The following is a 26,694-nucleotide window of genomic DNA, read 5'->3' on the forward strand; positions in this document are numbered from 1 at the left end:
TCAGTATGGGATTCAAGCACTGACTCGCCTCGATCTTATCACTTCCGCCGCCGGCCACGCGCCCGCGCAGCGGCCTTTGGCGATTTCCGCCCTCCCCGCGGCTAACGCAGCGCCGGCAAGTCCATGCCTGACAAATAGCCGGCCGCGATGCAGGCGCTGCGGGTGGAGTCAAACAGGAGACCCACCCTTTCCGCCTCGTCGGCCAAGCCCTCCTCCGCAGCCAGCGCCAGGCGCTCCAGCCCGGCGCAGGACCCGCCCAACGCGCTGAAGCCCAGGGTCAGCGCGGCGCCTTTCAGATTGTGCGAGTGGCGCCGCACCTGGTCGCGCTGGCCGGCCAGCGCCGCGGCCAGCAGTTCGTCGACCCGGCCGACCTTGCCGGCGAAGAATTGCGCCACCAGCTCCCGATATTTTTCCAGGGTCAGCATCTCCGTCATTTTTTCTATCATCGCCACGTCCAGCAAGGCCGGCAGCAAGATGGGCTCGTCGCCGTGTTCCGGCGCCGGCCCATCGCCGAACTGACGCTCCAGCATGGCCTGGAAGTCTTCCGCGTGCAGCGGCTTGGCCAGGAAGTCGTCCAGCCCCCCGGCCAGAGCTTTGTGCCGCGTCTCCGCCAGCACGTCGGCGGTCAGGGCGACGATCTTCATCCCCGGCGTCATCGCGCGCTCGCGCAAGCGCTTCGTCGCCTCGATGCCGTCCATCGCCGGCATGTGCAAATCCATCAGCACCAGGTCGAAGGGCTGCCGGGCGGCCGCCTCCACCGCCTCCGCCCCGTCCTGCATCACGGTGACCAGATGCCCTTGCCTTTGCAGCATCGCCTGCATGTATTTGCGGTTGACCGGATTGTCGTCCACCACCAGCACGCGCAGTTGGCGCCACGGCCCGGCGGCGTCCGCCTCCGCGCCCGCCTTGGCCCGGCCTTCCGGCGCGCTCATCGCCTGCAAGGGCAGCGACAGCACGAAGACGCTGCCCGCGCCCAGCGCGCTGTGCACGGTGATGCCGCCGCCCATCAGCTGCGCCAGGTTCTGCGAAATCTCCAGCCCCAGGCCGCTGCCGCCGTACTGGCGCACGGTGGAGCTGTCGCCCTGGGAGAAGCGCTTGAACAGTCGCGCCAGGGTGGCGTCGTCCATGCCTATGCCGGTGTCCCTGACCGTGATCCGCAACACGGCGCCGCTTTCCGCCCCCGATTCCGCGGCTTCCGCCTGAATGGTCACCGCGCCGATCTCGGTGAACTTGATCGCGTTGCTGAGCAGGTTGAGCAGGATTTGCCGCAGGCGGGTCGGGTCGCACAACACCCATTCGGGCACGTTCAGATCCAGCGCCATGCGCATGGCCAGCCCCTTGGCCACCGCCTGGCCGCGCATCAGGCTTTCGCATTGCAGCAGCAGTTGCCGCAAATTGCACACCGTGGGCAGCAGGTCGAGCTTGCCGGACTCCAGCTTGCTGGCGTCCAGCACGTCGTTGAGCAAGGCCATCAAATGGCGGGCGGACTCTTCGGCGGTCTTGATGTAGTCCGCCTGCACCGGCGTGGGCGTGCAGTCTCCCAGCAAGGACAGCATGCCCAGCACGCCGTTGAGCGGGGTGCGGATTTCATGGCTCATATTGGCGAGGAACACGCTTTTCGCCATGCTGCCGGCTTCGGCCTGCACCCGGGCCTGCTCCAGCACGTCGGTCAGTTCTTCCAGTTCGTGGCGGCGCCGCTCCAGCTGCCGCAGCTGCCGCACCACGATGGTGGCGAAGCCCAGGATCAGCGCCCATTCGAAGGCCATCAGCCAATTGCTGACCACGATGTGCTGCTGCATGCTTTTGTTGCGCGCGTCCACCTGTTCCGCCATGCGCTGATTGGCCACCAGGGACAGGTCGTGCAACGGCCCGCTCAGCAAGTCCAGTTCGGAGTCCAGCCGCCGCAGGCCGTCCAGTTCCAGCGCCGCGCCGGACTGGCGGCTGAAATAGGCGTCGGCCTTGCGGATGAAGGCGTCCAGCTTGGGACGGGCCTGCTGGTATTCCTGGGTGCCGTCCAGCAGGCTGGAGTACAGGCCGTGGTCCACCACTCCCACCCGGCTGACGAAGATGTCGTAGCGCTCCTGCAGCTCGGCCCGGTCCTGCTCGTGATTCAGCACGTGCTCTATCGTGGTCTGCAGCCGCATGGCCTCGGTTTCGAGCTGGAAGTAGGCCCATACGATGTTGTCGCCCTCGTAGCGCGCCGCGGTGTTCAGCATGTCCGCCTGCCGTACCTGGATGTAGGCCACTCCGGCGAACACGCAGGCCAGCGTGGCCCCGATCAAGATCAGGCTGCGCCAGGTGGAATGGCTGCGCTGCGGCGTATCCATCGCGCTCAATGCACCAGCAGGGATTTGAGTTGCCAGGCGGAACGGTTGTAATACAGCTCCGAACGCAGCTCTTCTTGCGAGTCGTAGGGATAGACGATGAACAAGGGCCCTTTTTCCCGCACCGGCATCGGCTTGCCGTTCATCTGAGTCGCCAGGATCACGTCGAAACGGCTGGCGTCGTCAAAGGGAATGTCGGTCTTGTAGTCGTTCAGCGCCACCGCCTTCAACAATTTGCCGTGAGCGCCGGCGGCGGCCAGCACATCGCGCAACAAAGGCCCCGAGAAGCGGGTCAGGCCCGGATACCAGGGGGTATGGGTGCTGAAGCTGCGCTGCGGCAGCTTGCCTAGCATCGCCATGTCGAAGGCCGCGGCGTCGCCCTGGTTTCTTTGACCGACGCCGCCGCTGATCACCAGCACCACCTTGCCGGTGGGCTTGGCCAAAACGTCGGCCGCGGCGGCCAAGGGCGCCGCGGCCGCCAGGCCGAGCAGCAACAACAGGATTCCAAGTCGTCTCATGGTTTTCTCGCTTAGCTGTGCGCTGTTATGAATACCCAATCCCGCGCCGACTGCGGCACGCCTCCGCCGCAACTCGTCAGCCATTCGGCGAAGGAGGCTTCGTCTACCGGCGGGGAGATCAGGGAACCTTGAGCGGCCGATACGCCGAACTCGCGGCACAGCGCCCACTCGGCCTCGGACGCCACGCCCTCGGCCACCACTTTCAAACCCAGCCGGCGTCCCAGTTCGACGCTGGCCAGGAAAATGGAACGGTTGGTGGAGTTGCCCGCCGCGTCGATGACGAAGCCCTTGTCTATCTTCAGCTCCGTGAACGGGATGCGCGCCAGCCGGTCCATGCTGGCGAAGCCGGTGCCGAAATCGTCAATCGCCAGGCCCGCTCCCTTCAAACGCAAGCGGGTCATGATTTCCAGCGCCGAGGCCGGGTCCGCCATCACGCCGCTTTCCGTGACTTCGAACGTCACCCGGGACATCTCCAGGCCGGCTTCGCGCGCAATCGAGACCAAAGAGGCCACCAGGCTGGAGTCCTTCAAGGATTGCATGGAAAGATTGACCGACATGTCCAGGCGCCGCCGCGCGTCCAGACGCTTCAGCGCCTGCGACGCCTCCGCGAACAGACGCTTGGTCATCTGCGTGATCAGGCCGCTCTGTTCGGCCAGCTCGATGAACTGCAGCGGGCCGAGCAGGCCCAGTTGCGGATGCAGCCAGCGCGCCAGCACCTCCACGCTCAGCACCCGACCGCTGGCGACGTCCACCTGCGGCTGGAAAAACGGCACCACTTCGCCGCGCTCTATGCCCAGGCGCAATTCTTCGCTGTTGATCCGCTCCATGGGCAGGCAAACCGCCTCCCCCGTCGCGATGGGCGCGGCCAGCATCGCCAGCAACTGCTCCGGATCCACCGGTTTGGGCAAGACGCCGCACAAGCGCAAGGCGTACATCCGCGCCAGATCCGCCACGCTGTCCAGCACCCTCTCGTCGAAACCGCTGGTGATCAGCAATTTGCCGCGATAAGCCCTCTCGCCCAAGTGGCGGACGAATTCGACGCCGTCCATGCGCGGCATGTCCAGGTCGCAAAAAATCAGGTCGAAAGCCCGGTCGCCGGCGTCCAGCTGCATCAGCGCGTCCAGGCCGTCCACCGCCTCGGAAATCTTGCTCATGCCCACCTGGCGCAACACCGCGATCAGGAATTGCCGGGACACGGCTTCGTCGTCAACCACCAAGATTTGCGGCATCGCCTCCCCCGTCTGTCCCATCCCGTGCTGGCTGTTGTCGCTACCGGCGCCCGCTGCGGGCCCGCGTGACCGGCCCGCGCGGCGCAGCTCTACGCCGCGCGGCGATCCGGGTCCCGTTTTTGCCCCTATTAGTATTTAAATAGCCCGCGGCCTCCGTCTTTTCCAGCCGGCGCGCCCGACATCCCCCGGCGGACTCAGCCTCCCCAGGCGGCCGGCCGCGCCGCGGCGGCCAACTCCGCGCGCATTTCCAGCGCCAGTTGCCAGACCTTGCGCGCCAGCGGCGACAAGGAGCGATTGGGCCGTTTGATCAGCACGATGCGGCGCGTTTCCACCGGCAGCAGCGGCAATACGCTCAGGCCGCAGCCGGCGGGCGGCGGCATGGCCAGCCCCGGCGTGACGCTGAGGCCCAAGCCGGCCGCCACCATGCGGAACACCGATTGGGAATGCCCCAATTGCTGCGCCACTTCGCAAGCCAGGCCGTGCCGGGCCAGCAGTTCGTCGATCAACCGACGGCTGCCGGAGCTGTGATCCAGCAACACCAGCGGCTGGCCGTCCAGCTGCGCCCAATGCGCCGCCGCCTGGCCGGCCAAGGCGTGGTCCTTGCGGCACACCAGCCAGAAGTCGTCCTCCAGCAGGGGCTCGCTTTCCAGCGGCGCAGCCGCGTCGGGCTCCACCACCAGGCCGAAATCCACCTGCCCGCTCGCGACCGCGTCGATGTTCAGCCGCTGCACCTGGTCGTGCAGCACCAGCCGCAGTTGCGGGTAAAGCCGCCGGCAACGCGCGATCAACAAAGGCATCAGGCTGGCCGACAAGGTGGGGCTGCTGGCCACGTGCACCACGCCGTGGGCCTGCGCGCCCTCCATCCGGGCTTCGCTCAAGGCTTCTTGCAGCGCTTCCAGCACCCGCGTCAGCTTCCCTTGCAGCCGGCGGGCCGCCGCGGTGGGCTCCACCTCGCGCGTGGTGCGGTCGAACAAGCGCAAGTCCAAGGCCTGCTCCAGCTCCCTCACCGCGCGGCTGACCGCCGGCTGGGTCAAGCCCAGCGCGTCGCCGGCGCGGCTGAAGCCGCCCAGTTCGATCACGGCCTGGAAAACCCGCAATTGACGCAAAGTCACATTCATATCAATTACTCATGAATAGATCATATAAATGCATTTGTATTCTCAATTGCGCTGCGGTTCAATAGCGGCTTCCCTGCCATCGCCGCATCGCCTCATGCCCAAACTACTCGACACCTTCACCCTGTCCCTGCTCGCCACCGTCGCGCTGGCTTCCGTTCTGCCCTGCTCCGGCGACGTCGCCGCCGCGTTCAACCTCGTCACCAATCTGGCGATCGCGTTGCTGTTCTTCCTGCACGGCGCCAAGCTGTCGCGCGAGGCGGTGCTGGCCGGCGCCGCGCATTGGCGGCTGCACCTGCTGGTGCTGGGCTGCACCTTCCTGCTGTTTCCGGCGCTCGGCCTGGCCTTGCAACCGGCCTTGCAACCGCTGCTGACGCCTGAGCTCTACCTGGGCGTGCTCTATCTGTGCATGCTGCCTTCCACCGTGCAGTCGTCCATCGCCTTCACCTCCATGGCGCAGGGCAATGTGCCTGCCGCCATCTGCAGCGCCACCGCCTCCAACATCCTGGGCATCTTCATCACGCCGCTGCTGGTCAGCCTGCTGGTGGTCAAGCACCACGGCGCCGGCCAGGGCTGGGGGCCGGTGCTGGACATCGTGATGCAATTGCTGCTGCCCTTCGTCGCCGGCCAGATCGCCCGGCGCTGGATAGGCGGCTGGGTGGACCGCAACAAGGGCCTGCTGCGCTACGTCGATCAGGGCTCCATCCTGCTGGTGGTCTACACCGCCTTCAGCGCCGCGGTGATCAGCGGGCTGTGGCGGCAGACGCCGCCGCAGGCGCTGGCCGCGCTGTTACTGGTCAATCTGGTGCTGCTCGGCCTGCTGCTGGCCATCACCATGCTGCTGAGCCGCAAGCTGGGCTTCTCGCGCGCGGATCAGATCACCATCGTGTTCTGCGGGTCCAAGAAAAGCCTGGCCAGCGGCGTGCCGATGGCCAAGGTGCTGTTCGCCGCGCCGATGCTGGGCTCCATCGTGTTGCCGCTGATGCTGTTCCACCAGATCCAGTTGATGGCCTGCGCGGCGCTGGCGCAGCGCTACCGCCGGCAGCAACAGACGGCGGAGTCTCGTTAAAAAGACAACGCCCCGCTCGGATTCGAGCGGGGCGTTGCGCGGACATGGCCGGGACGCTTATAGGTCGTTGATCCAGGCCTGCTCCTTCAGGTGCTTGAGCTGGTCGCGCAGGCCGGCCGCCTTTTCGAACTCCAGATTGCGCGCGGCCTCCATCATTTCCTTCTCCAGGCGCTTGATTTCCTTGGCCAGGGATTTTTCGTCCATCATCGCCACGCGGGCGTTGTCCACCAGCTTCTTGCGTTCGTCCTCCACGCTGTAGACGCCGTCGATGATGTCCTTGATCTTCTTCTCCACGCCCTTGGGAACAATGCCGTGCTCGGCGTTGAAGGCCATCTGCTTGGCGCGGCGGCGCTCGGTCTCGTCCATCGCCCGCTTCATCGAGTCGGTGATGCGGTCGGCGTAGAGCAAGGCCTTGCCATTGAGGTTGCGCGCGGCGCGGCCTATGGTCTGGATCAGCGAGCGGTCCGAGCGCAGGAAGCCTTCCTTGTCCGCGTCCAGGATCGCCACCAGGCTGACTTCCGGAATGTCCAGGCCTTCGCGCAGCAGATTGATGCCGATCAGCACGTCGAACACGCCCAGGCGCAGGTCGCGGATGATTTCCACCCGCTCCACGGTATCAATGTCGCTGTGCAGATAGCGCACCTTGATGCCATGCTCGGTGTAGTAGTCGGCCAGTTGCTCGGCCATGCGCTTGGTCAGCGTGGTGACCAGCACGCGCTCGCCCTTCTCCATCCGCAGGCGGATCTCGGACAGCAGGTCGTCCACCTGGGTGCCCACCGGCCGCACCTCCATCACCGGGTCCACCAGGCCGGTGGGGCGCACCACCTGTTCCACCACCTGGCCGGCGTGTTCTTTCTCGTAGTTGGCCGGCGTGGCGGACACGAACACGGTTTGCGGCATCAGCAATTCGAATTCGTGGAATTTCAGCGGCCGGTTGTCGGCGGCCGACGGCAGGCGGAAGCCATACTCCACCAGATTGGCCTTGCGCGCGGCGTCGCCCTTGTACATGGCGCCGACCTGGGGCACGGTGACATGGGATTCGTCGATGAACATCAAGGCGTTCTTGGGCAGGTAGTCGATCAGCGTAGGCGGCGGATCGCCGGGCCCGCGGCCGGAGAAATGCCGCGAGTAGTTTTCAATGCCTTTGCAAAACCCCATCTCGTACAACATTTCCAGATCGAAGCGGGTGCGCTGCTCCAAACGCTGCGCCTCCACCAGCTTGCCGTCTTTCTGGTAGCGCTCGATGCGCTCGCGCAGTTCTTCCTTGATATGTTCGCAGGCGCGCAGCACGGTGTCGCGCGGCGTCACGTAGTGGCTGGACGGAAACACGGTGAAGCGCCCCACCCGCTGCTTGGTCGTCCCGGTCAGCGGGTCGAACAGGGTCAGCGTTTCCACTTCGTCGTCGAACATGCTGACGCGCAGCGCGGTGTCGCTGCTTTCCGCCGGGTAGATGTCGATCACGTCGCCGCGCACCCGGAAGGTGCCGCGGCCGAAGTCCATGTCGTTGCGGTCGTACTGCATGGTGGTCAGCCGGCTGATGATGTCGCGCTGCGCCAGCGTCTCCCCCTCCTTCAGATGCAAAATCATCTGGTGGTAGTCGGAGGGGTCGCCGATGCCGTAGATGGCGGAGACGGTGGCGACGATGATGCAGTCCGGCCGCTCCAGAATGGATTTGGTCGCCGACAAGCGCATCTGCTCGATGTGCTCGTTGATGCTGGAGTCTTTTTCGATGAAAAGATCGCGGCTGGGCACATAGGCTTCCGGCTGGTAGTAATCGTAATAAGACACGAAATACTCGACGGCGTTTTCCGGGAAAAACTCGCGCATCTCGCTGTAGAGCTGCGCCGCCAGCGTCTTGTTGTGCGCCATGATGATGGCCGGACGTCCGCTTTGCGCGATGACGTTGGCCATGGTGTAGGTTTTGCCGGAACCCGTGACCCCCAGCAGGGTCTGGTAGGACAGGCCGTCGTCCAGCCCTTCCAGCAGTTGGGCGATGGCGCCCGGCTGATCGCCGGCAGGCTCGAATGGTTGATGCAGTTTGAACGGACTGTTGGGATAGGTGCGCAGCATGGGTCGAGACATCGGAGGAGATAGCCTGATTCTACGCGCTTCCCCCTCGGTTCACACCCCCGACGCGACTGCATATAAAAAAGCTGCGATTCAGGCTATACACAGTCAAAACATTGTTTAAAATACAGTCAGACCGAGCATAAAACACGGCTTGCGGCGCAGACGCCGCGAGCCTATTTTTCGGTCCGAGATTCGTCAATATCCGCTCTCCCTGGAGTGAAGCATGATCAAGAAAATTGCAAGCCTGCTGGTATCCGCGGCGTTAGCCATGCCGGTGCTGGCAGGTTCGCCGTCCAGCGTGATGGTGGCCTCGCAGATGGCCGACCTGTCCGTTCCGCGGCTGAATTCGCATTCCGTACTGGTGCTCAACGGCATCTCCGGCGAACCCCTGTACCAGAAGAACATCCACCAACGCATGCCTATCGCCTCGATCACCAAACTGATGACGGCGATGGTGCTGCTGGATTCCGGCGCTTCGCTGGACCAGGAGGTGACCGTGTCCGACGCCGAGATCGACCGGGTGAAAAACACCTCCTCGCGCCTGGCGGTGGGCACCACGCTCAGCCGCAAGGAAATGCTGCTGCTGGCGCTGATGTCGTCTGAAAACCGCGCCGCCGCCACGCTGGCCCGCACCGCCCTGCCCGGCGGCAGCGCCACCTTCGTGGAGCGAATGAACCGCAAGGCGCGCAGCCTGGGCATGAGCGAAACCGTCTTCTACGACGCCACCGGCCTGGACATGCGCAACACCTCCACCGCCGCCGACCTCGCCCGCATGGTCCGCGCCGCGCACGGCTATCCGCTGATCCGCGCCTTCACCACCACGGAGAAACATCAGATTCAATCGGTCAGCCGCCGCGTGCTGCAATACAAGAACAGCAACGCGCTGGTGCGCGAGGGCGACTGGGAGATCTCCCTGCAAAAAACCGGCTACATCCAGGAGGCCGGCCGCTGCATGGTGTTGCAGGCCACAGTGGGTTCGCAGCCTCTGATCATCGTGCTGCTGGCCGCCGGCGGCAGCGCCGCCCGCGTCAACGACGCCAAGAGCATCAAGACCTGGCTGGAGGCGCATCCCGGCAGCTGGCTGGCCGGCTGAGTCCGCCGCCTCCAAACGAAAACGGCCCTTCCGTCATATGGCGGAAGGGCCGTTTTCATTGCATTCGCTTACATATAGCGCAAGTCGAACTGGGCCAGGCCGTTGGCCGAACCCGGCTTGATCCCGCCTTCCTGCCCCTGCGGCACCGGCGCGCGGGTGGATTCGTACATCGCGTTGAAACGCAGGGTGTTGCTGCCGTTGGTCAAACCCACCAGCGGCGAATACTGGCCCAGCACGATGTCGCCGCCGCCCGGCCCCATCAGGCGGATGCCCACGCCGGCGGCGCTGCCGTTGATCGCCATCAGCTCGCCGTTGTCGCGGTCGGCCTCTCCGTTGAAGCGCACCGCCACCGTGGTCATGGTGTCGATGGAGCACTCGGTCAGCCGGATGTCGAACGCGACCGGGCGGGAGCGGTCGCCGATCTTGCGGAACATTTGCGAGGACACCAGACCCATGCCCACTTCCAGGCTCTGCGAGTTGGGATCCAGGCCGCAGGCGCTCAACACCAGCTCGCCGAAAACGTTCAAGGTGCCGTCCGCCGCCTGCGCCAACGGCGCCGCCAGCGACAAAGCCAGCACCATAGCCTTGAATTTCATTGCTCCACTCCTTAGAACCTGTTCAAAGTCTGCTGCGCGTCAGCGATACCTTGAACAGGCTCTTACGCCAATTCAGTTCGCCGTCTCGCCACCCTCATACCAGAGGGCTCAAGCCGCTCAGATATAATCCAGATCGATATTGACCGTGCCCTGGAACGGGCCTTCTTCCACCTTGCCCATATTGGTGGGGACGATGGTGGCGAACATCGGCACGGTTTTCTGACGGTCGCCCTTGAAAAACTCCGCCAGGAACTCCGACTGCTCCAGCCGCAGCTGACGTCCGTCGCCGTAAAACAGTTGCAAGCCAAGCCCGCTATCCGAGTTGTCCTTCTTTTTCACCAGGGTGGCGGTATAGGCATCCGCCTTGCCGTTGATGCCGCGGAAATAGCCGTTGACCTTGACAGGGTCGTCGCAGGTTTTCTCAAGCTTCAGGGCAAAGTCCCTGCGCGGCACCGCCGGGTTGAGCCCCTTGACGGTTTTGGCGATTTTGCCGAAGTCCAAAGCGTTGCTTGCCGGATTCAGGCTGACCTTCACCGCGCATTGGATAAAGCGGATCTTGTCCAAGCCGGTGACCTTGTAAACCAAGTTGCTGCCCTTGATGTCGTTGATCCCGCCGACCCCGTCGAACTGCAAGACCTCAAACTGCGACTTGCCGACGCTCCCATTGCCGGGATACGGCGTCTTGGTGGCGATCACCACCTGGAAGCTCAAGGAGAAATCCGTTGTCGGGCACTGATTCAATGCGATATTGGACGGGCACTTCGGAATGACCTGGCCCGTCGCAATCCGCAGATTGGGGTCGAAATTGGGCCGCCCGTTATACATCACGCCAAACTGCACCCCTTGCGGAGAACTGTCCTTGCGCGGATTAGGATAGAAGAACACCTCCTCCGCCTCACGCAAGCCATTATGGTCCTTGTAGCAAGAGACATTGACCGTGCGCACCGAGGAGTGCCAGATGATCTCGCCGCTTGGCAAGGTGATGGGCACCGCCACCGTGGAGCCGATGTCCTCGGTAATCATCACGCTGCCGTTGCGCCCCCCTTCCTTGCACGCCAAAGCGTGACTCAAGGCCGGCAGCATGGCCAGCGCGGCCATCAACAGCAAACGCGGCAAACGACGATTCAACATGGGCTCTCCCTGCGCAGTGCGCCTGCGCAATTATTTCTTGTCTTCGCGGTACTGGCAGCTGCCATTCGCGCAAACGAAGGTAAAGGTGTCCTGAGCGCCGAAATCATTGATGTTGCTCAGCTTCAGGCTGGCCGGCAGCGCCTTCAGCGCAAAGCTGGCCTCGCCCTTGGGCGGCACCATCAGGCCGTCCATATCACGCGGCTTCTTGTCGCCGGGCAACTCCAAGCCCACCAGGGTCAGGTGGTACGGGCTGGGGTTCTTGAACACCAGCTTGCCAGCGGCGGCGTCGAAACTCAGCTGCAGCTTGTTGGCCGGGTTTTCGCCGCGCGGCAGTTGCGCTTCCTTGGGACGGTAGAACACCTTGATCCGCGACTTGATCGCCAGTTGCAGCACATTGTCCTTGTCGCTCTTGGGCGGGACTTCCTGCACGTTCAGATAAAACAGCGACTCCCGGTCAGCCGGCAGGCTGGGGTCGGGGATGCGGCTCAGGCGCACCACGCCCTTCTCGCCGGCCTCGATGCGCTGCAGCGGCGGCAACACCAAGAAGGGCGAGGCCAGACGCTTGCCTTCGCCGTCGCTGAGCCAGGATTGCACCAGATAAGGCTGCTCCGGATTCTTGTTGCTCAGCACCATGCTGACGTTCTTGTCCTGCTCCAGATAAATCATCCGGGTGCGGTCCAGCAGGATGTTGGCCTGCGCCGCCAGCGGCGCGGTCAGCGCGGCCAGCACGCCCGCCAGCCCCAGTGCGCGATGAAGAGTGTTCATATCGATTCCTTATTCTTTATTCTGCTAGAGGCGTGCACATCATGTCGCGACCGCCCTGGCTCAGATCGTAATCGGCCGGCAGCGGGTCCACGCGGCAACGCGTCTTGCCCCAGGAAATTTCCAGCTTGGGCGCCGGGCTCAAGCCGGTGACGAAGGTCAGGCCGCCGTCGCCCACCATGCCGACGTCGCGCTTGCCGGCCACATCGCTCACGGTGGCGCCCAAAGGCGGCATTTTGCCATCCGGCAGCCGCACCGTCAGCAAGGCCTTGCGCCCCACTTTGACCGGGAACTCGGTGCGCCCCACCGCGCCTTCGGTCAACACCACGCGGCGCACCGCGGAACTGGCTTCCACCGAATCCGGCATATTGTCGTCGTCCAGGCGCACGTCCTGGCTGTAATACGGCGCCACGCTGCTGAGCATGGCGTAGCCGTTGCGGTCGGTCTGCGCCGACACGCCGTAGACCGGCACGCCGGCCACGCCGTCGGTGTCCACCAGCATGCGGGTTTCGCCGCCGTAGCTGTTGCCCATGGTCAGGCCGCCGGCGTGCAGCACCAGCGAGCTGCCCATCCCGGCGGACAGGCTGCTGTAACCGCCCTGCTGCTTGCTGGCCGACACGTCGGCCTGCATCACGCGGCCGGTGTAATGATAATCGCCGGACACCAAGGGCTTGCCGGAGCTGGTGTCCGCGCTCATCGCCACGTTGTAGCTGTGGTTGGGCTTGCTGCTGTCCGAGTAACGGACGGTGTGATTGGTGTTGCCGGCGCTGCCCTGAACGTCGTAGCCGATGCGGCGGTTGTTCTCAAGCGGCATGCTCAAGCCCAGGTAAACGCGGTTGCTGCTGCCGGTCTGGTCGCGCAGGTTCTGCACCGACAGATTGAGGCTGACGTTGCGCAAGGAGCCGATATTGACGTCGCGGCTCAGCGACAGATCCACGCGCTGGGTGGCGGCGGCGTTCCAATAAGTGGATTTTTCAGCCGACAGAAACACATTGGTCTGGCCGAAAGTCTTGCTGGCGGTCATGCCCACCCGCTGCTTGTCGCTGATATAGTTCTGGCCGTCCAGATCGCTGAGGAATTGGCCGAAGGAACGGAAGTTGCGGTCCGAGAAGCGGTAGCCGAACAGGCGGATATCCGCGTCCAGGCTTTCAAACTTCTTGGCGTAGTTGAAACGGTAAGAACGGCCGGCCATGTTCAGGCCGCCGCGCATCTGGGCGTTGGCCTGGGTCACGTCGGCGGACAAAGCGCCCCAGTTGCCGAGATCCTTGGCGAAGCCCATCGCCAGCGAACGGTAGTCCGCGGATGCGATGAAGCCGCTGTACAGCGACAAGGTCTGGGTCAGGCCGTAAGACGCCTCGGCGCTGGCCACGTTCGGGTGCGACGCGCTGCCGTTCTGATCCGCCTGGCCGATGGCCGCCTTGTAACGCCACATGCCGTTGCGCGTCAGGAAGGGCACCGAGGCGGTGTTGACGGTAAAGGTTTGCTGGCTGCCGTCGGCCTCCTCCACGGTCACATCCAGCTGCCCTTGCGTGCTGCTGTTCAGATCGCGGATGGAAAACGGGCCCGGCGGCACATTGGTGGTGTAAAGCACCCGCCCTTGGTTGCGGATGGTTACCTTGGCGTTGGTCTTGGCCACGCCGTTGACCTGCGGCGCGTAGCCGCGCAGGCTTTGCGGAATCATGCGGTCGTCGCTGTTCAGCGTGGCGCCGCGCATGGAGAAGGCGTCGAAGATCTCGGAAGTCTTGAACACTTCGCCCAGGGTCAGGCGCGCCTGCATGCCACGCAGATCGCGATACACCTGGGTATTGTTCCAGCTCAGACGGCTGCGGTTAGTCGCGCTGTCGTCGTACTGGTAATTGGAGCGCAGCCTCCAGGGGCCGGCGTTGGCGCCGGCCACGCCGTAGCTGGTGGTCTTGCTGCTGCTGGCGCCAAGACCGTTGTCGGTGCGCTGATAGAATACGCGGTAATCCAGCATCGCCGCCGGCACGCCGTCGTTCCAGGTTTCCGGCGGCGCGTAGTCTTCATCGCGATACGCCAGTTCCGCCTGCGGCACCGAGATGTCCAGGCGCGCGTTGCTCTTGCTGTAACGCACTTTGGCGGCGCTAACCGCCGACAAATCAACGCATTGCTCGTTCTGCGGCCAGACAATGCCGGAACGCAGGCCAAGCTGGCGGATCAACTCCGGCGGCAGACAAGGACGCACGGTCTGATCCGCGCCTTCCGGACGGAAATCCAGTTCCAGCTGCTGCAAAAAGCGCTGGTTCAAATACACGTCGGCGATATAGCGGCCCGGCACGATGTAGCCGGCTTGCTCGAACTGCTCCAGGCTCACGCTGCTGCTCGGGTCCAGCTGCAAAAAGGCGTCGTTGAACTCCACCGCATGCGCAATGCAAGGGCCGAGCGTCAGCGCCACTGCCACAATGTAAATGCGATGCTTGTTCATGCCTGCCGATATCCCGATTAAGTGCGCGCCGCCCGCGGCGGCCTTGCCTGAAACACGCCGTCGCGTCGAAACGCGCCGGCCTTGAATCTGTCCCGTCAGGCAATGACGAAGCCGCGCCGCTTGTCAGGCGCAGATATTCTTGCCTTGGGGGAATGCTTGCAGATGACTATCCTCATGCCCTGGTTTGCAGACTACTCATTGCTGACAGCGGACAAACCAGGCCGATCATCGCCTAGGCGAAGAGACCGTCAGGGCACAAGGAAACAGGGGCCGGAACCTTGCGTGGTTCCGTTTTTGAATCGAACTGCGGCTTACTTGTACTGCAGATCGAATACGGCGAAGGCATCGGCTTGACCCGGGGTCACGGCAACTGCGTCGCCGGTTTTGCCGTCGGCTTCGTATGCGGCGCTGAAGTTCAGGGTGTTGTTGCCGTCAACCAGGTTCAGAGCAGTGCCGTACTGGTTCAGCTTGATCTGGTCGCCGTTGTTGGTGTTCACCAGACGAACGCCCACGCCCTTGGCGCCGCCGCTCTTCAGAGCCATCAGTTCGTTGTTGGTGCCAGCGGTGCCGGAGAACATCACAGCCACGGTCTTCAGCGTGGTGGTGGTGCAGTCGGTCAGGGTCATTTGGAACGGGGTCGGAGCCGAACGGTCGCCCACTTTCTTGAACACGTGGGTCGGCACTTTGCCCAGACCCACTTCCAGGTTCACGCTCTTGGAATCCAGACCGCAAGCGGCGGTAACGATTTCGCCCTTAACGTCCAGGGTGCCGGCGGCGGCGAAAATGGAGGAAGCGGCAACAGCCATCAGGGAACCAGCAAATACAAATTTTTTCATTCTTGACTCCGACTAAGGTAATCATTCTCAAACCGCACAGCAGCCTCGCTTGCCGCGTCGCGGACCATCCGCCAGTGCTGACCTGCAGTACTGGAACGCAGACGCATAGTAGCAAGCCGACTCATTGCGTAGGTTTTTTTGTTTCATATTAAATTTTTTCTTTAAAATGTACGCAAAAACCCGCCTCGTCGACTTTAAACGATTTGATGAATCAATCTTGAATATTTGTTTTATTTCAGGGGTTTGTTAAGGATTGGGCGATATTTGCAATAAAACAACACTTCAAATGAAGAAAACCCACACGAATCATGCCGTGTGGGTTTTTTGCTGAATTATTGAGCAGTTTTGGACTGCGATCAGAAGTAGTTGACCACCAGATTCACCGCGCCGGCCCGAGCGGTGGCGCTGCGCAGCAAATCGCGGCTGCTGAACTGGTTCTCGCCTTTGCGCACGTTCAGGCTGGCGATCTTGCCTTGCTGGGCGGCGGCTTCGCTGTCCAGCGTCAGTTTGGCCGGGCTGGCGCACTGATTGAGTTCAAGGGCCGGCTTCGCGCGGGCCGCGTCGGCGCTGGCCACTTCGTGGGTTTGGGCGCTGCAGCCGCCTTCAACGATGGCGCCGTAGAAATGGACTTGGCCGCCTTGGGCCATTGCTGCGGTGGAAAGAGCGGAAAGCAGGGCTGCCAGTCCAAGTGCGTGCAGACGTTTCATTTTCGACCTTCCTTTCCAAATCCCGCAATTAGTAAGCAATTACTTTTAGGTTTCTGCTTTTTTTATAAGCTCAACCGGTTCAATTGCATTCTAGTACAAGTGGCATTTAAATTGAAAGGGCTATTTGATAGTTTTTATTACAAGTTATTTTGTTTTAGAATTAACACATTCTTACTAATCAATGGCAGTTTAAGCAGGAAACAGTTAAATACATCAAATGACGACGTCTGATTATCGTTATGGCACAAACTGGGCGCGTCCGCCGCCGACTCAAGTTGGCCAATGCGGGGGGGCGAAACAGATCAAGGGAATGACGGCGACAAAAAAGGGACGGCAAGCCGTCCCTTGGTTTCGCAGCCCCAAGCGCCGGGGTGAATGACTGGGCGATGTCAAGGCATCAGCGGCCAGGTATCGCTGCCCTTCCCATTGTCTTTTCTCGTCGGCGCGGCCGGCTTCGAACCGGGCGCCCGTCCCGGCCGCGGCCGGTCGAAGTATTTTTCCAGCAAGGCGTCCAGGATGGCGGAGGTCTCGGCATCCGGCACGCCGTCGTAGCGCGCGGGCCGGAAATGCATCTGGAAAGCCGCCACCACGTCCTGGCTCTCCTTATCCAGCGTGCCGGTTTGCGGCGCTTCGTAGCCGTAATCCAGCAAGCGTTTCTGCAAACCCCTTACGTCGCCGCGATAAGGCGCCTGCCGCAGGTAGAACGCTACCGCCTCGCGCTCCGGCCAGGCGCCAATATTGTAGTCGCGGTACAAACGCTCCCAGGGGAACTTGGGCCCGGGATCCACCTTGCGCCCCGGCGACACGTCGGAGTGCCCCACCACTTTGTGCGGCGGAATCTGATGCCGCGCGATGATGTCCGCCGCCAACTGCGCCACAACCGAAACCTGCGCCTCGTCGAAGTCGAACCACTGCCGCTGCATCAAGGGCAGTTCGTCCTCTGCCGGCGACGGATACCCCAGGTTGACGATCTCGATGCCGATGGAGCTGGAGTTGATCAACCGGTCCCCCTGCCAGTAACTGCGCCCGGCATGCCAGGCTCTGCGCTCCTCCGGCACCAATTGGTACACCTTGTTGGACATGCCCAGCAGCGCGGCGTCCGGCACCAGATAATGCGCGCTGGCGCCGTGCTGACCCTGCGTCAGCATTTCCAAAGCCAGACCATTGGGCACGGCGGTGTAGTGGAAGACCAGGTTGCGCACCCTGGAATCCTGATTCTCGGAAAGCAGGCTGGCGTCGACCCGATAGCTTTTGGCCGTTCCGGCCGCGCTGGCGCAAGCGGAGCTCAATGCGCTGGCCGCCAACGGCGCCAGCAGGGGCAAGGCCCCGGTCCATCCCAAAATGTGTCTTCTGCTAATCATTTTCCATTCAACCTTATCGTCAGGCGTGCCCGCGGTCGTTTCCCGGCGCACGCTGCAAAGGTAGAGCTTTTTGACTAATAAATAGTTCCAATTACGATAAATGCATGATAAATGCTATTTAATTAATATAAAAAAGCCGCGGCTTGGCGCCAAACCATGAATCCAGGCTTGCCAGCCCCCCGATCCTGATTTAGATTGCGCTGCGACTCATGGGAAACCTGCATTGAGACTTTCGGCGTTCACATTCATCTCCCGGCTGGCCCTGCTGCTGTTCATCCTCTGCCAGGCCTTGCCGCTCGCCGGCGCCGCCGCTCACGCCGACGGCGCGCTCAGCCGCGCCGGCTCCTCCTATGCCGCCGGCGCGACGCCAGCGGCAAACGGCGGCCACGCGCACTGCGCCGGCAGTCCGAGCGGCTGCGGAGAGTGCCAGGCCTTGCCCAGCGCAAGCCCGGTCATGACGACGAACGCGGCGAAGCCGGACTGGCCCGACTACACAGACGCCCTGCCCCTGCGGCTGCCGCACGCGCCTCCGCGCCGGCCGCCTCGCATCTGAGTGTTCCGCCTTCTTTATCTAGCAAACGCGCCGCGCTCGCCGCGGCCGCGCGCCGGCATCGCGCCGGCCTGACTTCGCTTGGGACTACCACATATGAATGTAATCATCGGCTACCTCGTCGTAATCGGCATGATCTTCGGCGCCTTCCTGCTCCACGGCGGCGCCATCGGCGCCATTCTCTCCGCGATGCCCACCGAAATGATGGCGATCCTGGGCGGCGCGCTCGGCGCCTTCATCGTCGCCAACCAGACCAAGAACCTGAAAGCGGTGGCGCGCGCGCTGCCCGCCGCGCTCAAGGGTTCGCGCCACGACAAGGCCCGCGCGCTGGATTTGCTCAGCCTGCTGTACGAATTGCAGGTCAAGGCGCGCAAGGAAGGCATGATGGCCCTGGAGGCCGATGTCGACGCGCCGCAGCAGAGCCCGATCTTCAACAAGTATCCGGTCATCGCCGGCGACCACCACGCGCTAGGCTTCATCCGCGACTACCTGCGCATCATGGTCAGCGGCAATCTGAACGCCTTCGAGATAGAAAACCTGATGGACGTGGAGCTGGACACCCACCATCAGGAAGGCATGGCGCCCATCGCCGCCATCCAGCGCCTGGGCGACGCCTTGCCGGCCTTCGGCATCGTCGCCGCCGTGCTGGGCGTGGTCAACACCATGGCTTCGGTCGGCGCGCCGCCGGCGGTGCTGGGCGGCATGATAGGCTCGGCGCTGGTGGGCACCTTCCTCGGCATCTTGCTGTCCTACGGCATGGTGTCGCCGCTGGGCGCGCTGCTGGAACAGAAGCTGGACGAGGACAGCAAGGAATTGCAATGTATCAAGACCGTGCTGCTGGCCGGCATGCAAGGATATCCGCCGCCCAGCGCCATCGAGTTCGGCCGCAAGGTACTGTTTTCCAGCGAGCGGCCGGAATTCGAGGAGCTGGAGCAGCGCATCAAGAGCCTGCGCTAGACTCGCTGGCCAAGGGAATCAGCTCCGCGGCGTCCACCCCCAGGCCGAACTCGCCGCCAAGCCGCAATTCCGCGCCCAGGCTCGCCGCCTCGCGCGCGGACAAGCTCAGACTCAGCCGCCCCGCCTGCGCAGCCACCTCAACGCGGGCGCCGTCCGCCAGCCAAGTCAGCGATTCTATCCGCGCCGGCGGCTGCTGCGGCCCCAGCCGCAACGCGTGCCCCGGCACCACCGCGTGCTCCAACACGTTTTCATAGCCGATGAAGCGCGCCAGCCACGCATTCGCCGGCCTGGCCAGCAATTGTCGCGGCGCGGCGCATTGCACGATGCGCCCCTGGTGCAGCACGGCGGCGCGGTGCGCCATCGCGAACGCCTCCTCCCGGTCATGCGTGACCAGGATGGCCGGTATCCCCGACTCCGCCAGCAACTGCGCGAACTCCGCTTGCAGCTGGCCGCGCAAATGCGCGTCCAGGCTGGAAAACGGCTCATCCAGCAGCAAGAGCCGCGGCCGGGTCACCAGCGCGCGCGCCAGCGCCACCCGCTGCTGCTCGCCGCCGGACAAGGTCCAGACCTTGCGCCGCTGATAGCCGCCCAGGCCCAGCCGCTCCAGCATCGCCGCCGCCGCGCCGGCGGCCTGGGCGCGGGACTGCCCGTGCTCGATCAGGCCGAACATCACATTGCCCGCCACGTCCAGATGCGGAAACAGGGCGAAGTCCTGGAACATCAGCGCGAAGCCGCGCCGCTCCGGCGGCAGGCCGGTGATGTCCTCGCCGTCGAAACGAACGGCGCCGCCGTCCAGCGGCAGCAGGCCGGCGATGATTTTCAGCAAGCTGCTTTTGCCGCAGCCGGACGGCCCCAGCAGGGCCAGGGTCTCCCCGGCCGCCACCTGCAGCGATATGCCGTCCGCCGCCACCCGCGCGCCGAAACGCTTTTCAATTGCTCTGAGCTCAAGCACGCCCATCTCCTTTCTCCGGTTCGCCCGGCCGCGCCGCGCCGCTTTCGATCACGGCGAAGGCCAGCGTCGCCAGCACCATCAGCAGGCCCGACAACAACATCGCCGCGTCCGCGTTGGCCTGACCGGGCCGGCCCAGCTTCTGATAAATCAAGGTGGTCAGGGTCAGCCACTCCGGCCGGGACAGGAACAAGGTGACCGCGAACTCCCCCACCGCGGTGGCGGCGGCGAAGGCCAGGCCGCGCCGCAGGGCGGGCTGAAGCAGGGGCCAGATCACCCGCCGGAACGCCCGCCAGGGATTGGCGCCCAAGGAGCGCGCCGCCTGCGCCAGCTGTTCCGGCATGCCGTCCAGCGCCGCGCCGGCGGCCTTGGCGACGAAGGGATAGGCCAACAAGACATAGGCCGCCAGCAGCATGCTCAGATCTGCGCTCCAGCGCGGATACAGCAGCAACAGGCCAAAGGCCACGCATACCGGCGACACCACAAAGGGCAGAAACGCCAGAGCCCGCAGCCACAGCCAGCGCCCGGCGGCCAGCGCGTGGCACAGGCCCAGCAGGCCGGACAGCAACACGGTCAGCAAGGTGAAGCGCGCCGAATTGAACAAGGCCAGCCGCAGCTCCTCGTCCCACAGCGCGGCCAGACCGTCGAGCGCGGACAGCGCTTTCCACAGCACCGCCAGCAAGGGCAAGCCGGCGAAGGCCAGCAAGATGGCGAGGGCCGCCGTCAGCCAGGCCCGCTCCGTCCACGTCCGCGCGGGCGCCGGAAGCAGCGGCTCGCAAGGCGTCGGCACGCCCAGCCGCGCCTCCAGCCAGGCATAGACCGCGGCGACGCCGCCGGCCACCAACAGGCTCAGCAGCGCCAGCGCGCCGGCGTCGGCCAGGTTCAACTCATACGCCACCAGCGTGTAGATCTCGACTTCCACCGTCGCATAGCGCTGGCCGCCCAGCAGCAAGGCCAGGCCGAAACCGGAGAAGCAATACAGGAAGACCAGACAAAGATTGGGCAACAGCCAGGGCAGCGCCGCCGGCCATTCCACACGCCAGAACGCGCGCCAGCGGCCGGAGCCCAGGCTGCGGGCCGCGGCCAGCCGGCTGGCCGGCACTTGGGCGAAACCGTCGGCGGCGGCACGAATCACCAGCGGCAGATTGAAGAACAGATTGCCGTACAGCAACAGCCAGGGCGAGTCCTGCAGGTTCAGCCCGCTCAAGCCCTGCGGGCCGAACAGCGCCAACACGCCGACGCCGGCGACCAGGGTGGGCATCACGAAGGGCAGCATCAGCAGGCGCAGCGCCAGGCCGCGCCCGGCGAAGCGGAAGCGCGCCAGCGCCCACGCCGCCGGCACGCCTAGCAGCAAGGCCAGCACGCAGGTCGCCCCGCCCTGCAGCAGCGACCACAGCATGCGCCAGCGCAGATAGGAATCGCTCAGCAAACCGAAGGACGGCAGCCCGCCGCCTTCCTGCAGCAGCCGCGCCAGCGGCGAGGCGGACATCGCCAGCAAAAACAGCAAGGGAGGCGCCGCCAGCAACAGGCGGCTCCGACGGCTCAACATCAAGACTGCGTTCCCTTCAGCGGCCAACGGGCGGTCAACACATCCTCCACCCCGTCCTCGTCCGCGCTCTGCCCCGCCTTGACGAAACCCAGTCCGGCGGCCAGCGCTTGCGACGGCAGATTGTCCGGCGCGATGGACAGCACCAGCCGCGTCGCGCCGGCCAGGGCCGCCCAGGCGCCCATCGCCAGCACCGCCTCGCGGGCGTAACCCTGGCGGCGGTAATCCGGATAAATCGTATAGCCCAGCTCCACGTCGCCGTAGCCGCCCAAATAAGGATGGCCGGGCAAGGAGTGGAAGTTAGCGTGGCCAACCATCGCCATGTCTTCGCGTCGCAACAGCGCCCGCACCGACCACGGCGCATAGGCCGGGTCCTGGGCGATATCGTCCAGGCGCAAGGCCATCAGCGCCTGCTCGTCCAGCCAGGCCGCCGCCAGCGGCGCGCCCAGCCATTCGGCCGCCGTCTCCGGCTCGCCGGCCAGGCAACTGCGCAATACGCGCGGGTCCAGATGCCGCAGCAACAGCCGCGGCGATTCGATATCGGGGATCATTGACCGCCTTTCAAAACGATCCTGGTCCAGCGCGCCACCCACTGGCGCGAGCGCTCGGCGATCGCCTTGCTGTCCGGGGTGTCGTGCGCGGCCGGCTGTTCGGCGAAACGGTAGACCGGATCCAGGGCCACCTTGTCCATCACCGGATACATCCACATGGTGGTGGTCACGTCTTTCTGCACCGCCTCGGAGCGCAGGAAGGCGATGAACTTCTCGCCCAGCGCCGCTTCCTTGCCGCCCTTGACCAGGGCCGCGCCCTCCACCTGGCGGAACACTCCGCCTTTCAGCGGCAGATTGCCGGTGGGCGCGTCGTTCAGCTTCTGTTTGCTGTAGAACACCTCGGCGGCCGGGCTGGTGGCGTAGCTGACCACCAGCGGCCGGCTGCCGCCGTTCTTGGAAAAATCGGTGTAATAGGACTCGCTCCAACCCTTGCTGACCTTGAGCCCGTTGTCGCGCAAACGGCCCCAGAAGGCGAAGGCCTTGTCCTCGCCCATGGCGGCGACGGTGGACAGCATGAAGGCGAGGCCCGGGCTGGAAGTGGCCGGATTCTGCACCACCAGCAGGTTCTTGTAGGCCGGCTTGGTCAAGTCCTCCAGCGTTTTGGGCAGCGCCAGTTGGCGCTGGGCGAACCAGGCCTTGTCGTAATTGAGCGTGACGTAGCCGTAATCTATGCTCACCGCGCCGGGCAGGACGGCCTTGCCGCCCTGGGCCAGCGCCGCCGGCACCGGCGCCAGCACTCCGGCCTGCTGCGCCTTGCCGATCAGGCTGTTGTCGATGCCGAACACCACGTCGGCGATGGGATTGGCCTTGGTCAGGATCAGCTTGTTCAGCATCTCGCCGGCGTCTCCGGCCTTGATGATGGACACCTTGGCGCCGTTCTGTTTTTCAAACTCGGCCAGCAAGGGTTTGGACACCGTGAACGAGCTGTGCGACAGCACGCGCAACTCCGCCGCCGACGCGCTCAGGCTGGCGGCCGCCAGCGCGGCTGCGATCAAAGAGGGAAAACACTTCATGGACATCTCCGTACACAATGACAATTGGCCGGAGCAAGCGGAATGCGGGCCGCGCCCGCGCATCACGCTCCCTCCGCTGGCATGACCCAGATCAGGTTGCAGGGTATTTTCTCAGCCCGCGCCGCGGACACCCCTGGTGACAGCGCGCCAGTATACCGCAGCGGCCGCGCGCTGACAGCCAACACTCTTTAACAGAGTCGGCCGGCGGCTTAACACGCCGACGACAAGCGCCTTCTAAGCTGAATGCATGCCTGCGCCACGCCGGGCGCCCCGGGAGACCATGTTTGAACCCCATGCCGACCCTATGCCGGCCGCTGACGACAGCGGCGTCCGCCATCCCTTACATCGCCAAGACCAGGCGCCGCGCCGCGTCCGCCCTCTTGCTGGCCGCGCTCTGCCTGCCGGCGCTGGCTCAGGCCGGCATCGGCGTCGCCGGCGCGCGCCACTTGCTGTCCCGGACCGGTTTCGGCGCCAATCCGGCGCAAATCGCCGTCTACGCGCCGCTGAGCCGCGAAGCCGCGGTGGACCGGTTGCTGGCCAATACCCGCGCCAGCGCCGCCACGCCGCCGCCGGCCTGGATCGACGAAGCCTTCGAGCGGCCGGGACAACCCAATCTGAGCGAGGACGAGAAGAAAGCGCTGCAAAAGCTGCGCGCCGAGCACGCGGTGGAACTACGCGGCTGGTGGCTGAACGAGATGCGCTACACCTCGTCGCCGCTCAGCGAAAAAATGACCTTGTTCTGGCACAACCACTTCGTCTCCGCGCTGGACAAGGTGCGCTCGCCGCAACTGATGTATCGACAAAACGCCTTGTTGCGCCAATACGCGCTGGGCAATTTCGGCGACATGCTGCACGCCGTCGCCCGCGATCCGGCGATGATGCGCTATCTGGACACCGCCAATAACCGCAAGGGCCAGCCCAATGAGAACTTCGCGCGCGAAGTGATGGAGCTGTTCACCCTGGGCGAAGGCCATTACAGCGAACAGGACATCCGCGAAGCCGCCCGCGCCTTCACCGGCTGGGGGCTGGATCGCGACGAGCGCTTCGTCAAGCGCCCGCGCTTGCACGACGACGGCGACAAGCTGATCTTCGGCCAGCGCGGCGATTTCGACGGCGACACCGTGCTGGACCTGCTGCTGCAACAGCCGGCCGTCGCCGACTTCATCACCGCCAAGCTGTGGAAGGCCTTCATTTCGCCCCAGCCGGACCCTGCCGCCGTCAAACGGCTGGCCGCCGGCTTCCGCAACAGCCGCTACGAAATCAAGCCCCTGCTGCGCGCGATATTGCTGAGCCCCCAGTTCTGGAACAGCCAGGGCCAGTTGGTGAAGTCGCCGCTGGAACTGACCCTGGGCACGCTGGTCACCTTCGACCTCAGCCCGCCGGACTGGCGCGCGCTGGCCGGGCTCAACCGCCAACTGGGCCAGGACGTGTTCGCGCCGCCCAACGTCAAAGGCTGGCCGGGCGGCGAAGCCTGGATCAACAGCGCCACCTTGCTGAGCCGCAAACAGTTTCTGGACCGCATCGCCCGCGACGCCGCGCCGGCGCGCAACGCCTTTGCGCTGCCGGACGGCGGCATGAACGAAATGCAAGGCCGCGAGGCGCGCATCAACCGGCTGGCGGCCGCCGGTCTGCGCTCGCTCAAGCTGCAGCCTGACGAATGGAGCGCCATCTATCAGATCCGCAGCGCTCAGGACGCCGCCAAATTCTTGCTGGCGCTGCCGCCGGCCAATCCCCTGCCCGACTCCCTCAGCGGCGCGCAAGCCATCGCCCCGCTGCTGCTGGACCCGGTTTACCAAGTCCATTGAGAGGTCCCGCCATGTTCCAGCGACGCCAATTTCTCAAAGCCATGGCCGGCGGCCTGATGGTGTCCGTGCTGCCCAATCTGAGCTGGGCGCTGGCGCCGGCCGGCTATCAGCGCCTGCTGGTGCTGATCGAACTCAAGGGCGGCAACGACGGCCTCAACACCGTCGTCCCCTACGCCAGCCCCGACTATTACCGGCTGCGCCCCGGCATCGCCATTCCCCGCGAGCAAGCGCTGCCGCTGGACGAACGCCTGGGCCTGCACCCGGCCATGGCCGGCCTGCTCCCGCTGTGGCAGCAACAGGAACTGGCGGTGTTGCAAGGCGTTGGCTATCCCGACCCCAACCTGTCCCACTTCCGTTCCATCGAAATCTGGGAAACCGCGTCCAATAGCCAGCAATACCTGAGCGAGGGCTGGTTGAGCCGGCTGTTCCGCGAACAGCCGACGCCGCGCGGCTTCGCCGCCGACGGCGTGGTACTGTCCAGCCAGGCGCTGGGTCCGCTGGACGGCGGCGCGCGCGCGGTGGTGCTGAGCAATCCGCAAGATTTCGCGCGCCAGGCCAAGCTGGCGGCGGACCAGGGCCGCGCCGGCGCCAACGGCGCGCTGGGCCACATCCTCAAAGTGGAGGGCGACATCCGCCAGGCCGCCGCCGAGCTGGGCCAGCCGGCCAAGCCCGTGGCCGCGGCGGATTCGCCTATGGCCGCGCCGCGGCCGGCCGGAGCTTTCGCCCAGGCCGTTTCCACCCTGGCCGACACCCTGTCGCGCGGCGTGTCCATCGCCGTGGCCCGCATCACGCTGACCGGCTTCGACACCCACGGCAACCAGCTTCCCACCCAGGCCAGGCTGCTCGGCGAACTGGCCGACGGCATCGCCCTGCTGCGCACGCGCTTGCAGGCGCAAGGGCGCTGGGACGACACCCTGGTGCTCAGCTACGCCGAATTCGGCCGCCGTCCGCGCGAAAACGGCAACCGCGGCACCGACCACGGCACCGCCAACGTCCATTTCGCCGCCGGCGGCCGTGTGCGCGGCGGCCTGTACGGCCAAAGCCCGCCGCTGGCCGGCGTCGACGACGGCAATCTACCCTGCGCCATCGACTTCCGCCAGGTCTACGCCACCGCCATCCAGAGCTGGTGGGGCAAGGACGCCCGCAATGTGCTGGGCGGCCGTTTCGCCCCCCTGCCCATTCTCAAGACATGAAAAAAGCCGGCCCCTGAGGGCCGGCCGTCTACAGAGATCAACTCAGCGATTTACTTCCAGCTGGACGCCAACACCGGCTGCAAGGCCGCCTGGTAGTTGTCCGGCAGGTTGACCTGGCCCGCGGCCGGCGGATTGAACGCCGCCATCGCATTGACCAGCGCCTGCACCTGACTGGCCGCCAACGCCTTGCCGTCGCCGGACTGGAGAGTCTCGATCTGGTTCGCGGCATTGCCGAACCAGTTATTAATCGACACCTTGTCATCGGTGCCTATCACGCTGACCTCCAGGCTGGCGCCCTGGCGCTTGAACCACAGCTGATCGGCATTGACGCCCTGGCCGAACTTCAGCACGTCCTGACCGCCGGTGTCGGTGACGCCATCCTGGCCATCGCCGCGCTCGAACAGATAGGTGTCGTTGCCGTTGCCGCCCTCGAGTACGTCGTTGCCGCGGCCGCCGACCAACAGATCATTGCCCTCGCCGCCGTACAGCGCGTCATGGCCGCCGTTGCCGACCAGCCAATCGTCAAGCGCGCCGCCGCGCAGCGTATCGCCCAGCTCGGTGCCCAACAAGGGCACGCCCTGCTTCATCAGCTGATCAGCCGTCCACTTCGCGCCGGAAGCGAAGGTGATCTGCTCGATCCAGTTCAGCTGATCGCCGAACCAGTCTTTCACCGTCACGCTGTCCTGACCGTTGATATGGCGGAACACCATGTCGTTGCCGCTGCGCAGCACCTGGATATCGCTTTCCTTGATATCGGCGCCGAACACCAGTTCATCCCGGTACGAGTCTTCCGCGCTGACGCGGTAGGCCCGATCGATGATCACGTCCTGACCGTCGCCCTGATTGAACAGGTAGATGTCGCGGCCATAACCGCCG

Annotated in this window: 23 protein-coding genes and 1 riboswitch; of the genes, 6 read left to right on the forward strand and 17 right to left on the reverse strand. The window is 64.6% G+C overall.

Annotated features, from left to right (window positions below; all coding sequences use genetic code 11):
- Window positions 1-101: 101 nt before the first annotated feature.
- From JW897_RS05725 to JW897_RS05740, 4 genes are all read right to left on the reverse strand, one after another.
- Window positions 102-2,327 carry an ATP-binding protein gene (locus JW897_RS05725; RefSeq protein ID WP_048413994.1) on the reverse strand — a complete coding sequence of 742 codons (2,226 nt, stop codon included), beginning with the start codon at window positions 2,325-2,327 and terminating at the stop codon, window positions 102-104.
- 5 nt (window positions 2,328-2,332) lie between these two features.
- Window positions 2,333-2,842 carry a putative pterin-binding protein gene (locus tag JW897_RS05730; protein WP_048413995.1) on the reverse strand — a complete coding sequence of 170 codons (510 nt, stop codon included), beginning with the start codon at window positions 2,840-2,842 and terminating at the stop codon, window positions 2,333-2,335.
- Between the two features lie 11 nt (window positions 2,843-2,853).
- Window positions 2,854-4,071, reverse strand: coding sequence for an EAL domain-containing response regulator (locus JW897_RS05735; protein ID WP_053077331.1), 1,218 nt, complete (start codon window positions 4,069-4,071; stop codon window positions 2,854-2,856).
- Window positions 4,072-4,265: 194 nt separating this feature from the next.
- Complete coding sequence (locus tag JW897_RS05740; protein WP_205465436.1) at window positions 4,266-5,189, reverse strand: LysR family transcriptional regulator; 924 nt, start codon at window positions 5,187-5,189, stop codon at window positions 4,266-4,268.
- Between the two features lie 94 nt (window positions 5,190-5,283).
- On the opposite strand from JW897_RS05740, the gene JW897_RS05745 reads away from it, so the two are divergent.
- Entirely contained in the window at window positions 5,284-6,255 is a 972-nt protein-coding gene (locus JW897_RS05745) for a bile acid:sodium symporter family protein (protein ID WP_205465437.1), read from the forward strand.
- Window positions 6,256-6,312: 57 nt separating this feature from the next.
- Here the strand turns inward: JW897_RS05745 and uvrB are convergent, their stop codons facing one another.
- Window positions 6,313-8,325, reverse strand: a complete 2,013-nt coding sequence (gene uvrB / locus JW897_RS05750; protein WP_048413998.1) for an excinuclease ABC subunit UvrB — start codon at window positions 8,323-8,325, stop codon at window positions 6,313-6,315.
- Window positions 8,326-8,548: 223 nt separating this feature from the next.
- Between uvrB and JW897_RS05755 the strand changes: the two genes are divergently transcribed.
- Complete coding sequence (locus JW897_RS05755; RefSeq protein ID WP_205465438.1) at window positions 8,549-9,418, forward strand: D-alanyl-D-alanine carboxypeptidase family protein; 870 nt, start codon at window positions 8,549-8,551, stop codon at window positions 9,416-9,418.
- 68 nt (window positions 9,419-9,486) lie between these two features.
- Here JW897_RS05755 and JW897_RS05760 read toward each other — a convergent pair whose 3' ends face one another.
- The 7 genes from JW897_RS05760 to JW897_RS05790 form a co-directional block, all read right to left on the reverse strand.
- The gene (locus tag JW897_RS05760; RefSeq protein ID WP_048414000.1) at window positions 9,487-10,014 is read right to left on the reverse strand and encodes a fimbrial protein; all 528 of its coding nucleotides are present in this window, start codon (window positions 10,012-10,014) and stop codon (window positions 9,487-9,489) included.
- Between the two features lie 117 nt (window positions 10,015-10,131).
- Window positions 10,132-11,145: a fimbrial protein gene (locus tag JW897_RS05765; protein ID WP_205465439.1), complete on the reverse strand. Its 1,014-nt coding sequence runs from the start codon at window positions 11,143-11,145 to the stop codon at window positions 10,132-10,134.
- A 30-nt stretch (window positions 11,146-11,175) separates the two neighbouring features.
- Window positions 11,176-11,910 (reverse strand): fimbrial biogenesis chaperone, encoded by a 735-nt coding sequence (locus JW897_RS05770; protein WP_048414002.1) that lies wholly within the window; start codon window positions 11,908-11,910, stop codon window positions 11,176-11,178.
- Between the two features lie 16 nt (window positions 11,911-11,926).
- Entirely contained in the window at window positions 11,927-14,350 is a 2,424-nt protein-coding gene (locus JW897_RS05775; RefSeq protein WP_205465440.1) for a fimbria/pilus outer membrane usher protein, read from the reverse strand.
- Window positions 14,351-14,661: 311 nt separating this feature from the next.
- Entirely contained in the window at window positions 14,662-15,186 is a 525-nt protein-coding gene (locus tag JW897_RS05780) for a fimbrial protein (RefSeq protein ID WP_048414004.1), read from the reverse strand.
- A 356-nt stretch (window positions 15,187-15,542) separates the two neighbouring features.
- A complete protein-coding gene (locus JW897_RS05785) occupies window positions 15,543-15,893 on the reverse strand; it encodes a hypothetical protein (protein WP_146176655.1) in 351 nt (116 codons plus the stop codon).
- A gap of 389 nt (window positions 15,894-16,282) precedes the next feature.
- Complete coding sequence (locus JW897_RS05790) at window positions 16,283-17,254, reverse strand: N-acetylmuramoyl-L-alanine amidase (protein WP_205465441.1); 972 nt, start codon at window positions 17,252-17,254, stop codon at window positions 16,283-16,285.
- A gap of 223 nt (window positions 17,255-17,477) precedes the next feature.
- On the opposite strand from JW897_RS05790, the gene JW897_RS05795 reads away from it, so the two are divergent.
- Complete coding sequence (locus tag JW897_RS05795) at window positions 17,478-17,807, forward strand: hypothetical protein (protein ID WP_205465442.1); 330 nt, start codon at window positions 17,478-17,480, stop codon at window positions 17,805-17,807.
- Window positions 17,808-17,900: 93 nt separating this feature from the next.
- Entirely contained in the window at window positions 17,901-18,761 is an 861-nt protein-coding gene (gene motA, locus JW897_RS05800; protein ID WP_205465443.1) for a flagellar motor stator protein MotA, read from the forward strand.
- Here motA and JW897_RS05805 read toward each other — a convergent pair.
- Genes JW897_RS05805 through JW897_RS05820 form a run of 4 tightly spaced genes read right to left on the reverse strand, consistent with a single transcriptional unit; the run spans window position 18,745 to window position 22,820 of the window.
- Window positions 18,745-19,713, reverse strand: a complete 969-nt coding sequence (locus JW897_RS05805; RefSeq protein WP_205465444.1) for an ATP-binding cassette domain-containing protein — start codon at window positions 19,711-19,713, stop codon at window positions 18,745-18,747. The two genes, motA and JW897_RS05805, sit on opposite strands and share 17 nt — an antisense overlap.
- On the reverse strand, window positions 19,706-21,259 hold the full coding sequence (locus JW897_RS05810; protein WP_205465445.1) for an ABC transporter permease: 1,554 nt from the start codon (window positions 21,257-21,259) through the stop codon (window positions 19,706-19,708). The genes JW897_RS05805 and JW897_RS05810 overlap by 8 nt, the downstream gene beginning before the upstream one ends.
- Window positions 21,259-21,807, reverse strand: a complete 549-nt coding sequence (locus JW897_RS05815) for a GNAT family N-acetyltransferase (protein ID WP_053077333.1) — start codon at window positions 21,805-21,807, stop codon at window positions 21,259-21,261. Before JW897_RS05815 ends, JW897_RS05810 begins: the two co-directional genes overlap by 1 nt.
- The gene (locus tag JW897_RS05820; RefSeq protein ID WP_205465446.1) at window positions 21,804-22,820 is read right to left on the reverse strand and encodes a thiamine ABC transporter substrate-binding protein; all 1,017 of its coding nucleotides are present in this window, start codon (window positions 22,818-22,820) and stop codon (window positions 21,804-21,806) included. Before JW897_RS05820 ends, JW897_RS05815 begins: the two co-directional genes overlap by 4 nt.
- 50 nt (window positions 22,821-22,870) lie before the next feature.
- A riboswitch (TPP riboswitch) is annotated at window positions 22,871-22,965 on the reverse strand.
- Between the two features lie 148 nt (window positions 22,966-23,113).
- Between JW897_RS05820 and JW897_RS05825 the strand changes: the two genes are divergently transcribed.
- Both JW897_RS05825 and JW897_RS05830 read left to right on the forward strand, forming a co-directional pair.
- Window positions 23,114-24,625, forward strand: a complete 1,512-nt coding sequence (locus JW897_RS05825) for a DUF1800 domain-containing protein (RefSeq protein ID WP_205465447.1) — start codon at window positions 23,114-23,116, stop codon at window positions 24,623-24,625.
- Between the two features lie 11 nt (window positions 24,626-24,636).
- Window positions 24,637-25,818 (forward strand): DUF1501 domain-containing protein, encoded by a 1,182-nt coding sequence (locus tag JW897_RS05830; protein WP_205465448.1) that lies wholly within the window; start codon window positions 24,637-24,639, stop codon window positions 25,816-25,818.
- A 50-nt stretch (window positions 25,819-25,868) separates the two neighbouring features.
- Here the strand turns inward: JW897_RS05830 and JW897_RS24480 are convergent.
- Window positions 25,869-26,694 (reverse strand): calcium-binding protein (locus JW897_RS24480; RefSeq protein ID WP_275899838.1); only part of this gene is annotated, 826 nt, incomplete at its 5' end.

It is taken from the genome of Chromobacterium alkanivorans (assembly GCF_016937655.1).
In the GTDB taxonomy this organism is placed as follows: Bacteria; Pseudomonadota; Gammaproteobacteria; order Burkholderiales; family Chromobacteriaceae; genus Chromobacterium; species Chromobacterium alkanivorans.

Coding starts and splice junctions, on each gene's coding strand:
- JW897_RS05755 (WP_205465438.1), top strand. CDS start 8,549: ATGATCAAGAAAATTGCAAGCCTGCTGGTATCCGCGGCGTTAGCCATG.
- JW897_RS05830 (WP_205465448.1), top strand. CDS start 24,637: ATGTTCCAGCGACGCCAATTTCTCAAAGCCATGGCCGGCGGCCTGATG.
- JW897_RS05810 (WP_205465445.1), bottom strand. CDS start 21,259: ATGTTGAGCCGTCGGAGCCGCCTGTTGCTGGCGGCGCCTCCCTTGCTG.
- JW897_RS05790 (WP_205465441.1), bottom strand. CDS start 17,254: ATGATTAGCAGAAGACACATTTTGGGATGGACCGGGGCCTTGCCCCTG.
- JW897_RS05780 (WP_048414004.1), bottom strand. CDS start 15,186: ATGAAAAAATTTGTATTTGCTGGTTCCCTGATGGCTGTTGCCGCTTCC.
- JW897_RS05775 (WP_205465440.1), bottom strand. CDS start 14,350: ATGAACAAGCATCGCATTTACATTGTGGCAGTGGCGCTGACGCTCGGC.
- JW897_RS05770 (WP_048414002.1), bottom strand. CDS start 11,910: ATGAACACTCTTCATCGCGCACTGGGGCTGGCGGGCGTGCTGGCCGCG.
- JW897_RS05815 (WP_053077333.1), bottom strand. CDS start 21,807: ATGATCCCCGATATCGAATCGCCGCGGCTGTTGCTGCGGCATCTGGAC.
- uvrB (WP_048413998.1), bottom strand. CDS start 8,325: ATGCTGCGCACCTATCCCAACAGTCCGTTCAAACTGCATCAACCATTC.
- JW897_RS05730 (WP_048413995.1), bottom strand. CDS start 2,842: ATGAGACGACTTGGAATCCTGTTGTTGCTGCTCGGCCTGGCGGCCGCG.
- motA (WP_205465443.1), top strand. CDS start 17,901: ATGAATGTAATCATCGGCTACCTCGTCGTAATCGGCATGATCTTCGGC.
- JW897_RS05825 (WP_205465447.1), top strand. CDS start 23,114: ATGCCGACCCTATGCCGGCCGCTGACGACAGCGGCGTCCGCCATCCCT.
- JW897_RS05725 (WP_048413994.1), bottom strand. CDS start 2,327: ATGGATACGCCGCAGCGCAGCCATTCCACCTGGCGCAGCCTGATCTTG.
- JW897_RS05820 (WP_205465446.1), bottom strand. CDS start 22,820: ATGAAGTGTTTTCCCTCTTTGATCGCAGCCGCGCTGGCGGCCGCCAGC.
- JW897_RS05785 (WP_146176655.1), bottom strand. CDS start 15,893: ATGAAACGTCTGCACGCACTTGGACTGGCAGCCCTGCTTTCCGCTCTT.
- JW897_RS05735 (WP_053077331.1), bottom strand. CDS start 4,071: ATGCCGCAAATCTTGGTGGTTGACGACGAAGCCGTGTCCCGGCAATTC.
- JW897_RS05745 (WP_205465437.1), top strand. CDS start 5,284: ATGCCCAAACTACTCGACACCTTCACCCTGTCCCTGCTCGCCACCGTC.
- JW897_RS05740 (WP_205465436.1), bottom strand. CDS start 5,189: ATGAATGTGACTTTGCGTCAATTGCGGGTTTTCCAGGCCGTGATCGAA.
- JW897_RS05760 (WP_048414000.1), bottom strand. CDS start 10,014: ATGAAATTCAAGGCTATGGTGCTGGCTTTGTCGCTGGCGGCGCCGTTG.
- JW897_RS05765 (WP_205465439.1), bottom strand. CDS start 11,145: ATGTTGAATCGTCGTTTGCCGCGTTTGCTGTTGATGGCCGCGCTGGCC.